At 67.7% G+C, this 8,685-nt stretch carries 11 protein-coding genes and 1 pseudogene; 5 read left to right on the plus strand and 7 right to left on the minus strand.

Annotated elements, in window-relative coordinates; genetic code table 11:
* Positions 1 to 23: 23 nt before the first annotated feature.
* On the plus strand, positions 24 to 650 hold the full coding sequence (locus JWP83_RS06400) for a cation diffusion facilitator family transporter (protein WP_297727405.1): 627 nt from the start codon (positions 24 to 26) through the stop codon (positions 648 to 650).
* A 202-nt stretch (positions 651 to 852) separates the two neighbouring features.
* On the opposite strand, the gene JWP83_RS06405 is transcribed toward JWP83_RS06400, so the two are convergent.
* The 4 genes from JWP83_RS06405 to ppgK form a co-directional block, all read right to left on the minus strand.
* Positions 853 to 1,149, minus strand: coding sequence for a hypothetical protein (locus tag JWP83_RS06405; RefSeq protein WP_297727408.1), 297 nt, complete (start codon positions 1,147 to 1,149; stop codon positions 853 to 855).
* An 86-nt stretch (positions 1,150 to 1,235) separates the two neighbouring features.
* Positions 1,236 to 1,505 carry a hypothetical protein gene (locus JWP83_RS06410; protein ID WP_297727411.1) on the minus strand — a complete coding sequence of 90 codons (270 nt, stop codon included), beginning with the start codon at positions 1,503 to 1,505 and terminating at the stop codon, positions 1,236 to 1,238.
* 314 nt (positions 1,506 to 1,819) lie between these two features.
* Positions 1,820 to 3,397 carry an RNA polymerase sigma factor gene (locus JWP83_RS06415; RefSeq protein ID WP_297727414.1) on the minus strand — a complete coding sequence of 526 codons (1,578 nt, stop codon included), beginning with the start codon at positions 3,395 to 3,397 and terminating at the stop codon, positions 1,820 to 1,822.
* A gap of 178 nt (positions 3,398 to 3,575) precedes the next feature.
* Positions 3,576 to 4,382, minus strand: coding sequence for a polyphosphate--glucose phosphotransferase (gene ppgK / locus JWP83_RS06420; protein WP_297727416.1), 807 nt, complete (start codon positions 4,380 to 4,382; stop codon positions 3,576 to 3,578).
* A 101-nt stretch (positions 4,383 to 4,483) separates the two neighbouring features.
* On the opposite strand from ppgK, the gene JWP83_RS06425 reads away from it, so the two are divergent.
* Complete coding sequence (locus tag JWP83_RS06425; RefSeq protein WP_297727418.1) at positions 4,484 to 5,371, plus strand: inositol monophosphatase family protein; 888 nt, start codon at positions 4,484 to 4,486, stop codon at positions 5,369 to 5,371.
* A gap of 4 nt (positions 5,372 to 5,375) precedes the next feature.
* Here the strand turns inward: JWP83_RS06425 and cei are convergent, their stop codons facing one another.
* Complete coding sequence (cei, locus tag JWP83_RS06430; protein ID WP_297727421.1) at positions 5,376 to 6,026, minus strand: envelope integrity protein Cei; 651 nt, start codon at positions 6,024 to 6,026, stop codon at positions 5,376 to 5,378.
* A gap of 182 nt (positions 6,027 to 6,208) precedes the next feature.
* Between cei and JWP83_RS06435 the strand changes: the two genes are divergently transcribed.
* A complete protein-coding gene (locus tag JWP83_RS06435; RefSeq protein ID WP_297727424.1) occupies positions 6,209 to 6,511 on the plus strand; it encodes a DUF4193 domain-containing protein in 303 nt (100 codons plus the stop codon).
* Positions 6,512 to 6,515: 4 nt separating this feature from the next.
* Here JWP83_RS06435 and JWP83_RS06440 read toward each other — a convergent pair whose 3' ends face one another.
* The gene (locus tag JWP83_RS06440; RefSeq protein WP_297727427.1) at positions 6,516 to 7,001 is read right to left on the minus strand and encodes a DUF3093 domain-containing protein; all 486 of its coding nucleotides are present in this window, start codon (positions 6,999 to 7,001) and stop codon (positions 6,516 to 6,518) included.
* 25 nt (positions 7,002 to 7,026) lie between these two features.
* On the opposite strand from JWP83_RS06440, the gene dut reads away from it, so the two are divergent.
* Complete coding sequence (gene dut, locus JWP83_RS06445; RefSeq protein ID WP_297727429.1) at positions 7,027 to 7,491, plus strand: dUTP diphosphatase; 465 nt, start codon at positions 7,027 to 7,029, stop codon at positions 7,489 to 7,491.
* Positions 7,491 to 8,270: a DUF3710 domain-containing protein gene (locus JWP83_RS06450; protein ID WP_297727432.1), complete on the plus strand. Its 780-nt coding sequence runs from the start codon at positions 7,491 to 7,493 to the stop codon at positions 8,268 to 8,270. The genes dut and JWP83_RS06450 overlap by 1 nt, the downstream gene beginning before the upstream one ends.
* Positions 8,271 to 8,273: 3 nt before the next feature.
* Here JWP83_RS06450 and JWP83_RS06455 read toward each other — a convergent pair.
* A pseudogene (locus JWP83_RS06455) lies at positions 8,274 to 8,685 on the minus strand (alpha/beta hydrolase); the annotation flags it as partial.

The raw sequence follows: 8,685 nt of genomic DNA on the forward strand, positions 1-8,685 counted from the left end.
CTCCTGCCTCTACCGTCGACGGCGTGTCACAGTCACAGCGGCTTGCCCTCGTGCTCGGGCTGAACCTTGCACTCGTCGCCGCACTAGTGATCGTTGGCGTGACCGCGCACTCGCTCGGGGTGCTTGCTGCCGGCGTCGACTACCTCGCTGACGCCGCCGCCATCGCGGTTTCACTGTTCGCTATCCAGCTAGCCCGCCGACCGGAACGCTCGGCCGGGCACGCGAATGCCACCAATATCGCCGCATTGGTCAACGCAGGCTGGTTGCTCGCTCTCAACGTCTGGATCGCGGTGGCTGCGACCAGACGTCTGGTGTCGGGTGTCCCAGAAGTGCACGGGCTGCCGGTGCTGATTGTTAGTGCCATCGCCGCTGTGGTGATGCTGGCCGGTGCACTCATCGTCGGCACAGACGTCGAGGACGCAGACGGTAAGGAAGACTTGAACATCAAAGCGGTGCTGCTAGACACAGCCGCCGATGCCGGCGCCGCCGGGGGAGTCGCGGTAACCGGCGCGATCATTTTCGTCACCGGCCGCTGGAGCTGGCTCGACCCCGCCGTCGCGCTAGTCATTGCCGTCGTAATCGGGTACAACTCCGGAGGATTGATCTGGCGTCTCTTCGGCGCGCTCGGAATCCGCACCCGATACACCTAGCGCGCGAGCTCGCCGCGGTGCTGATCGAGGACCACCGACGAGGCCGAGCAGATGGCGAGCTACGACCAAATCACGGTCGCATGTCCTAGAACACCGGGCGCCGACGTCGGCCCGTCATCCTTCGCGGTGGCGGGCCGATTGTTGCAGCAATCACGGTGCTCAAGACCGTGGTTGCAGGGGCCCATCGCGATTGGATAGCCCATCACCAGCGCGGCAGCCACCATTGCCAGCCGCCGTAATCACCGCCGCCCCAGTGGCGGTCACCGCCCCAGCCGCCGCGGTCACCGCCGCCCCAGCCGCGGTGGTCACCGCCGCTCCAACCGCCGTGGTCACCGCCGCCCCAGCCGCCGTGGCCACCGCCGTGACCCATCGGTGTGGTGACGATCCCGGCCGGCTGGGCCCAAGCGGGAGCGGCCACCGCCGTCGGTGCGGCGGCGATCGCTGCCGCGGCGGCTCCCGCCACCAACAGCGTTGTGATGTACTTCGGTCGAATCCGCATGGCAGCGCTCCTTCGATTGGCAGGCTGGCCGTGCTTGGCTAGCTTGCCTAACAATGGTCAACGCCGAGTGCGCTCGGATCCTTCCCTCAGATCCTCGACGACATCACCCGAAACGTGGGGTGGCGGGCCGACTGCTTGCCGGCGTGGCACTCCAAGCCGTCGCTACGGCGGAAGGTCATCGTCCCAATCGAGCGGATCATCGGACAGATCCTCTTGACGAGGTCGACTTCGTGCTCGAACTTGTCGAGCATCGCCCTGCGTGCGGGTTCGGTTCGGGCGGTTCGGTTCTCGGTGTTGGCCCACGATATGTAGGCACCAATGCGGCCGATTTGACTTCGAGTGTTTGATTCGGGCATGTGCAGCCAAGCTCCCCATCAGGAGCCTTGGCTCGCCGCCCGTCGAGATGATTGATGCGAACCGTTCCGAGCAAGCCCGGGGCACGTCGTAACGCCCACTATGGCGGTCGAACGCTCTTATCGGCTATTGGCCGTGCCGGGCCGGCAGTATCCACTTCCGCTTGCGCTCGCCGAGACGATCCAGCAGAAGACCGACCGGGACAGAGTATTTCGCGCCGCACTGGCACGAGACTGCCAAATCGTCCTGGTTACGCATCGCAATCTCTGGAATGACCAGTAAATCCGCTGGTCATAGCCATGACGGGGAAAGTCGCTCAGTCCAGGTAGTCGCGCAAGACCTGAGAACGGCTGGGATGCCGCAGTTTTGACATCGTCTTGGACTCGATCTGGCGTATGCGCTCGCGGGTTACGCCGTAAACCTGCCCGATCTCGTCCAGGGTGCGCGGCTGGCCGTCGGTGAGCCCGAAGCGCAGCCGTACAACGCCAGCTTCGCGCTCGGACAGCGTCTCCAGCACCGACTGCAGCTGGTCCTGTAGCAGGGTGAACGACACCGCGTCGACCGCCACCACCGCTTCGCTGTCCTCGATGAAGTCCCCGAGCTGGCTGTCGCCCTCGTCGCCGATGGTCTGGTCCAGCGAGATCGGCTCGCGCGCGTATTGCTGGATCTCGAGCACCTTTTCGGGTGTGATGTCCATTTCTTTGGCCAGCTCCTCGGGCGTGGGCTCGCGGCCCAGATCCTGAAGCAGCTCGCGCTGTATGCGGCCCAGCTTGTTGATCACCTCGACCATGTGGACCGGGATGCGGATGGTGCGGGCCTGATCGGCCATCGCCCGGGTGATGGCCTGGCGGATCCACCATGTGGCGTAGGTGGAGAACTTGTAGCCCTTTGTGTAGTCGAACTTCTCGACCGCGCGGATGAGGCCCAGGTTGCCTTCCTGGATGAGGTCGAGGAACGCCATTCCGCGGCCCGTGTAGCGCTTGGCCAGCGAAACCACCAGCCGCAGGTTCGCTTCCAGCAGATGGTTTTTCGCGCGGTCGCCGTCGCGGCAGATCCACATCATGTCGCGGCGCTGGGCGGCGGGCAGTTTGTCGCCGCGCTCGGCGTGCTCGGTCATCAGCTGCGTGGCGTACAGGCCGGCTTCGATCCGTTTCGCCAGCTCAACCTCTTCCTCCGCGTTGAGCAGCGCCACCTTGCCGATCTGCTTGAGATACGCGCGAACGGAGTCGGCGGACGCGGTAAGTTCGGCGTCCTTGCGGGCCTGGCGCAACGCCTCGGATTCGTCTTCGTCCCAGACGAAATCGCCTGAAGCCTTGTCCTTTTCGGAAGGCTCGGCGATTTCCTCCTCTGCGGCGGCGGGCTTGCCCTTCGCGGCGGGCACGGCTGCCGGTTCCTCCGCGCCGTCGTCGGCGACTGCCTCGATGTCGGCGTCGTCGCCGTCCGCGACCTCTACCTCCACGACCGCTTCCAGGTCATCGAGGTTGAGATCGTCGGCGTCGATGTCCAGGTCCTCGCCGGGCTCAACCTCGAGGTCCGGTTCGGCGTCGATATCCTCGACTTCCACCTGGGAGCCGTCGGCGTCGAGTACCTCCAGGCCCGCGTCGGTCTCGTCGCGGGCGGCTTTTGACGCCGCCTTCGCTCCGCGGGCGGACGGCGCCTTTGCGACGGCGCCCTTGGCCGAGGAGCGGGTTTTCTTCGGCGTGTCGCTGGGCGCTGCGTCCTCGTGTGCCGGCGTGGACTTGGTGGTCCGCGGCTCGGCCTTGGTGGGCCGTTTCGCCGGGGCGGCCCCATTGGCGGCCTTCGCCGGCGATCGCTTGGCGGGGGACGATGGAGACTTCGTGGCGGTGCGCTTCACCGGCTCATCGGTCGCCGGGCTTGCCTTGGTCGCTGCCACTTACACCCTTTCGGTCGGACGCACTTTCGGTGGGTTTGGGCATGGTCAACCGAAAGTGTCTGCTATGTCGAATATCGGCGTTGGAGATCAGCGTGAGTGCTCGCACGCTTTCAGTCGGACGGTCGCCGAATACCATTGTAACGACAGTGCGCGCTCCTACCGGCCTACCGGGCAAAATTCAGTGCGTCACATCCGAGGTCGCCGCCATCGCCGCGCCCACGATACCGGCGGTGTTTTGCAAGGCGGCGGGCACCACCGGGGTGCGATTTCCGAGCAGCGGCACCCATTTGTCGGCCTTGCGACTGATGCCGCCACCGGCGATGAACAAATCCGGCCAGATCGCGTTTTCGATGGCCACCAGCACCCGTGTGACCTGCTGGGCCCACTTTTCGTAGCTCCAGTCCTGCCTCTCTTTGACCGACGACGCCGCTCGTTGCTCGGCCTCCTTGCCGCCGACCTCGAGATGGCCGAACTCGGTGTTGGGTATCAGCGCCCCGTTGTGGATGACCGCGGACCCGATCCCGGTGCCGAACGTCAGCAACACCACCAAGCCCGATTGTTCCCGGCCCGCGCCGTAGCGCTCCTCGGCGAGCCCGGCCGCGTCGGCATCGTTGAGGATCGTGACGTCCTGGCCGTTCAGTTCGGCGCTGATGACCTCCCGCGCGTTGGTCCCGATCCAGGACTTGTCGACGTTGGCCGCCGTCTTGACGACGCCGTGGGTGACGACGCCGGGGTAGGTCACCCCCAGGGGGCCGGTCCATCCAAATCGGTTGACGACCTCGGCGATGGCCTTGGCGACCGCCGACGGCGTCGCCGGTTGCGGGGTCAGAACCTTGATGCGTTCGCCGATCAGCAGCCCGGTGTCCATGTCGACGATGCCGCCCTTGATGCCGCTGCCGCCGACGTCGATGCCGAACCCTCGACGCTGCGGCTTGCCAGTGACCGCGTCGGGTGGCGCATCCGTGGTCGAGTCGGTGCTGGTCATCGAAACTCCTCGGCGAGACTTGGCCTGTCCGCTCACCTTAGCCTCACAACTACACCGGTTGGGGGTCTGCGGAGCCGTGGCGTCTGTGATGCGATGGACCGGTGACGCGACCTGATGACGAGCCCGGGCAGCTGCGTTTGGTGGCCGAAAAGTTGGCCGCCGAGGCCGCCGAGTTCGTGCGGCGCCGCCGCGCAGAGGTGTTCGGCGCGGCGGCGGCCGGCCGGTCCGCCGTGGGAAGTGGCGCGGTGCGGTCGAAGACCACCCCGACTGATCCGGTGACCGTGGTCGACACCGAGACCGAGCGGTTGTTGCGGGATCGGTTGGCCCAACTGCGGCCCGGTGACCCGATACTCGGGGAGGAGGGTGGTGGGCCCGACCGGGATTTGGCGGCTACGCCGCCTCACGCGGTCACCTGGGTGCTCGATCCCATAGATGGCACAGTGAATTTCGTCTACGGCATCCCCGCCTACGCGGTGTCGGTCGGCGCGCAGATCAACGGCGTGTCGGTGGCAGGGGCGGTCGCCGACGTCGTCGCCGGCGGCGTGTACTCGGCGGCGACCGGCCTCGGCGCGCACGTCACCGACGATCACGGGACGCAGCCGCTGCGCTGCGCAGCCGTCGACGATTTGTCGATGGCGTTGCTGGGCACCGGGTTTGGTTACTCACGGCGGCGCCGTGCGAGCCAGGGGGCGTTGTTGGCGCACATGCTGCCGGCGGTGCGCGACGTGCGTCGCATCGGTTCCGCGGCGCTGGACTTGTGCATGGTCGCGGCGGGCCGGCTGGACGCCTTCTACGAGCATGGGCTGCAGGTGTGGGACCGCGCGGCGGGCGCGCTGATCGCCGCCGAGGCGGGCGCCCGCGTCTTGGTGCCGGAGCCTAACGGCCCGGTGGGCAGCGCCGGACTGGTGGTGGCCGCCGCCCCCGGAATCGCCGACGAGCTGCTGGCGGCCCTGGAACGTTTCGGTGGCCTATTGCCGCTGCCGGACTGAGCGGTCAGCAGCTGCTGGCGTGAATCTTTTGCAGCAGCGCGGGATCCGACGGCTCGGTGGCACCCGGGCGCAGGCCCGCCAGCACCGCGTCGATGTTGTCGTCGTGGGCCAGCGTGCCGAACTCCGTGCCGAGGGACAGGTCGACGGAGTCGTCGGCGCGGTTGTCGTTGAACAGCTCGGTGCACGGCGCGACGAGCCACACGGCGGCCGCGGTCGCCTGCCCGGCCGTGCCGAAGCGGATCTGGCCCACGCAGTTCAGCCTGGTGCCGGCGTAGAGGGGGTCGTTGGCGGCGGTCGGCTGCGCGAAACCCAGGTCTTTCATCGCGCCCGCGACGTCGCCGGCTTGCCCGCCGCGGCCGCTGGCGTTGAGGACGCGGACCTTGGTGTCGGCGAGTTTGGCCGGGTTGACGTCGGCCATGGCGCTGCGGGACACCTGCTCACCGAGTTGGGGCGCCGCCGAGCCGGGCGGCTGCGGCGGCGGGTTGCACACCACGGCCTCGTGCACCTTCGCCGGTCGCGTCAGCGCCACCGTCCACACCACGCCGGTCGCCACCACCAGCAGCACCAAAACGAGGATGGCGGGCCGGGGATTGCGTCGATGGAAGGGCCTACCATGCTTGTCAAAGGCGGTGCCCTCGGTGATTTGCGCGACCACAGGTGCACTCTAAACGCACCGTTTAAGACCCAAGACAAGTGTCAACCCCGGGGTGTGACGTAAATCACATGTTAATGGTGCGCGATACGGGCACGAATCATTTGGTGGATGCGTTCGACGCTGGTACAAAGCGTTGCTTGAGGTAAACGAGGCTTGTTGAGGGGATAGGGCAGGGGACAGATATGCCTACCGACTATGACGCACCGCGTCGCACCGAGACTGACGACGTCTCGGAAGACTCACTGGAGGAGCTCAAAGCACGGCGGAACGAGGCGGCCTCGGCCGTCGTCGACGTCGACGAATCCGAATCCGCCGAGAATTTTGAACTGCCTGGCGCCGACCTGTCCGGTGAGGAGCTGTCCGTTCGCGTCATCCCGAAGCAGGCTGACGAGTTCACCTGCTCGAGCTGCTTTTTGGTTCAACACCGCAGCCGTCTCGCCACCGAGAAGAACGGCGTGATGATCTGTAACGACTGCGCAGCCTGATCGGTCAACTGCGTAATGCCGACAACACCCGCTCCGGGTGACGGCAGCTCACCAGCCAGTACGGCGTCGGGTCGTCTGGGTCATCGAGGACCACCAGAACCATCGGGCCGACCCATGCCCGGTGCAGCACATAGGCCGCCGGGTCGAGCTGGCGGCCCAGCGCTGCCGACTTCGCCGTGGGAGCTATCTCTGCCGAGCGGGCGATCACGTTGACCGGCAGGTGCGCGTCGGCGGCCCACAGTTCGAGTCCGTCCGGGACGGCCGAGTCCGCGGTGACGCGGATCTCCACCCGGCCCAGCCACAGCAGCGCCCCGGCCGCCACGGCGAACAGCGTTGCGTACGGCAGCCAGTCGGGCAGGGCCCGAACACCGAGGTTGACCTCGAAAGCGATCAGCGCCGCCAGCGCGAAGGCCAGTGGCCACCACCACCATGGCACCCAAAGTCGTTCGCGATATCGCACACTGTGCGGCGCGACGCGCGTGGGAGACACGCGGTCAAGGGTAGTCTGTGGCCCCGTGTCGACCAGTCTGGCCATTGTCCGCCTCGACCCTGAGCTTCCGCTGCCCAGCCGCGCCCACGCCGGCGACGCCGGGGTCGACCTGTTCAGCGCGGAAGACGTCAAGCTCGATCCGGGGCAGCGCGCTTTGGTCCGAACGGGCGTCGCGGTCGCCATTCCGTTCGGAATGGTGGGCCTGGTGCACCCGCGCTCGGGATTGGCTGCGCGGGTGGGGCTTTCGATCGTCAACAGCCCGGGCACCATCGACGCCGGCTATCGCGGCGAGATCAAGGTTGCGTTGATCAACCTCGACCCGGTCGAGCCGATCGTGTTGCACCGCGGCGACCGGATCGCCCAATTGCTGGTGCAGCGGGTCGAATTGGTCGAGCTGGTCGAGGTGTCGTCGTTCGACGAGGCCGGGCTGGCCGAAACATCCCGTGGCGATGGTGGTCACGGTTCCTCCGGCGGACATGCGAGTTTGTGATGGCATTAGGTAGACGCGCAGGCAAAGACGACAACGAGCAGAAGGATCCCAAGGACATCGACGACGTCGAGGCGCGGGCCGCCGCTGAGGACGGCCCGGAAGATCTGGAAGAGCTCGAGGGCCCGTTCGACATCGACGACTTCGACGACCCCGCGGTGGCCGAGTTGGCCCGGCTCGACCTGGGTTCGGTGCTCATCCCCATGCCGGAGGCCGGCCAGCTGCAAGTCGAGCTGACCGAGACTGGCGTTCCCAGCGCGGTGTGGGTCGTCACGGCTAATGGTCGTTTCACGATCGCCGCCTACGCGGCCCCCAAGACGGGCGGCCTGTGGCGTGAGGTGGCCGGCGAGCTCGCCGATTCGCTGCGCAAGGACTCGGCGAAGGTCAGCATCAAGGACGGCCCGTGGGGTCGAGAGGTGGTCGGCACCGCTTCCGGCGTGGTGCGGTTCATCGGGGTCGACGGCTACCGCTGGATGATCCGCTGCGTCGTCAACGGTTCGCACGAGACGATGGAAGCGCTGGAGCAGGAGGCGCGAGCGGCGTTGGCGGACACCGTGGTTCGCCGCGGCGACACACCGCTCCCGGTGCGGACGCCGTTGCCGGTGCAGCTGCCCGAGCCGATGGCCGAACAGCTGCGGGCGGCCGCGGAGGCCCAGCAGGCCCAGGCGCAGGGGGCGGGGGAACCTCCCGATGGCGGGGGGCAGCCGTCCGACGAGCCGGCCGCACGCCGCAGCGCCGAGGGCTCGGCCATGCAGCAGCTGCGCACGACGACGGGCGGTTAACGCCTACAGGTCGCCCAGCGCGGCCAGGCAGGCGGCGCCCAGCGCGGCGGTGTCCGTGCCCATCTGATCCAGCGTGACGGTCCGCAGCGCCGCGCGCGGCGCGGCGGCGACCCAGTCGACGGCAACCTGCAATGGGTGGATCGGGTCGTCGACCGCGGCGGCCACCGCCAGCGGTGCGGCCAGCCGGCTCAGGTCGGCGCAACTGGGCGCGACGTAGGCCGCCGCTTCCTCCATGGCGTCGGGCAGTTGCGGCCACTGGGCGCGCCAGGACCGGGCCAGCTCGTCGGCCAACCACGGCGGGCTGGAGGCCCGCATCTGCGTCGTCGTCGCCGCCAAACCGTCGGCCCGCAGCTGCGACGCCGAATACCGCGCAGCCAGCGCCGCCGGTGCGCCTCCGGGGGTCCCGGCCCAGGCC

Origin of the sequence: Mycobacterium sp. (assembly GCF_025965855.1) — a bacterium.
In the GTDB taxonomy this organism is placed as follows: Bacteria; Actinomycetota; Actinomycetes; order Mycobacteriales; family Mycobacteriaceae; genus Mycobacterium.